Below are 1,418 nucleotides of genomic sequence, written 5' to 3'. Positions count from 1 at the left end.
TTTTTTTGTATAATGAAAGAAGTAACTAGTGAGGTGATTGAAATGCTGTCTAAAAATAATCAAATGAATCGTGATCAAATGGAGATGATTACCCTCGAACAGTTGGTTCCAGAGGAACATCTTGTTCGAAAAATAGAGAAAGCCATGGACTTTTCTTTCATTTATTCTTTGGTGGAAGAAGTCTATTCCTCTGACCGCGGGCGTCCTAGTATTGATCCGGTTATCTTGATTAAAATGACATTCATTCAATACCTTTTCGGCATTCGATCCATGCGCAGAACCATTGAGGAGATCGAGACAAACCTCGCCTATCGATGGTTTCTAGGGTTTGGGTTTTATGATAAGGTTCCTCATTTCTCTACCTTCGGTAAGAATTATGAACGCCGTTTCAAAGATACGGATCTTTTTGAACAGATCTTTCACCGGATTTTAAAAGAAGCGATGGATAAGAACTTGGTAAAGGGAGAGCACGTTTTTATTGACTCTACCCATGTAAAAGCCAGTGCCAATAAACGAAAGTTCGAAAAGAAAGTCGTTCGGAAAGAAACCAAATCTTATGAAGAAAGACTTCATAAAGAAATCAATCGGGACAGAGAAGAAAACGAAAAAAAGCCTTTCCCGCCGGATAAATTTGAGCCAGAGGAGAAAGAGATTAAGAAAAGCACAACGGATCCAGAGAGTGGGCATTATGTGAAAGATGAACGAACTAAACAGTTCGCCTATTCCTTTCATGCAGCCTCAGATCGAAAAGGATTTGTTCTCGGGGCCATTGTCACTCCTGGTAATGTGCACGACAGTGCAGTGTTCGAACCGTTGATGGATCAGTTAATGAAAGTAATCGGCAAACCGTTGGCAGCTGCCGCAGATGCTGCTTATAAAATTCCTGCGCTCGCACAATACCTGAACTTGCATGGTATCCGCCCTGTTTTCCCATACACACGTCCCAAAACGAAAGATGGTTTCTTTAAAAAAAGTGACTTTGTTTATGACGAGCATTTTGACTGTTATCTTTGCCCTCATGATCACCAACTGACCTATCGAACGACAACGAAAAAAGGGTATCGGCAATACGCATCCAATCCAGCCATTTGTAAAGGCTGTCCCTTCCTAGCCCAGTGTACAGAAAGCCAAAATCACCAGAAAGTGATTGAACGGCATCTGTGGCAGGAACATTTGGAGGAAGTCGAGCATCTTCGTCATACAGATGAGAATAAAAGCATCTATGCAAAACGGAAAGAAACAATTGAGCGTGTATTTGCTGATGCGAAAGAAAAGCATGGTATGCGATGGACAACATTGAGAGGTCTCAAAAAATTGTCCATGCAAGCGATGCTTACTTTTGCTGCCATGAACTTAAAGAAGATGGCAACTTGGACTTGGGAATCTGGAAAAATGGCATAAAAGTATCCAAGGAAGAG

At 41.3% G+C, this 1,418-nt stretch carries 1 protein-coding gene; it reads left to right on the top strand.

Going from position 1 to position 1,418, the window contains the following annotated elements:
• Nucleotides 1–42 precede the first annotated feature (42 nt).
• A complete protein-coding gene (locus tag ACOT8F_RS20885) occupies nt 43–1,401 on the top strand; it encodes an IS1182 family transposase (protein WP_421653837.1) in 1,359 nt (452 codons plus the stop codon).
• Nucleotides 1,402–1,418: the final 17 nt, after the last annotated feature.

Source organism: Chryseobacillus diguaensis (genome assembly GCF_049220665.1).
Lineage (GTDB): Bacteria > Bacillota > Bacilli > Bacillales > Bacillaceae > Metabacillus_B.
Note: the sequence above shows the minus strand (reverse complement) of the source record. Positions and strands in the feature narration are given on the sequence as shown.